At 59.1% G+C, this 230-nt stretch carries 1 protein-coding gene; it reads right to left on the bottom strand.

What is annotated here, in order from left to right; genetic code table 11:
• Window positions 1–29 precede the first annotated feature (29 nt).
• On the bottom strand, window positions 30–230 hold a 201-nt coding region (locus tag SB751_RS35875; protein ID WP_410749716.1), incomplete at its 5' end, for a hypothetical protein.

The following is a 230-nucleotide window of genomic DNA, read 5'->3' as shown; positions in this document are numbered from 1 at the left end:
CTTCAATTCCGCGATGAGTTCTGCGACAGTCATCGCTTCGCCTTCGCGTCGTCATAGCGCACCCACGTCATCAGCGTGAGGCCGCTCGTTTTGCTCTTGACCTCGGCGCCTTTCGCGTCGAGCTTCTTGTCCATGCACATGACGGCCATGTTCGCGAGCACTGACGTTTTCGCGGCACAGTCGATGAAATCGCGTGCGAACTGGGGGGGCATCGAATTCGGGGCTAACGC

This window comes from Cupriavidus sp. SIMBA_020 (assembly GCF_046535395.1).
In the GTDB taxonomy this organism is placed as follows: domain Bacteria; phylum Pseudomonadota; class Gammaproteobacteria; order Burkholderiales; family Burkholderiaceae; genus Cupriavidus; species Cupriavidus campinensis.
The sequence above is the reverse complement of the archived record's forward strand: the minus strand, read 5'-3'. Positions and strand labels throughout refer to the sequence as shown.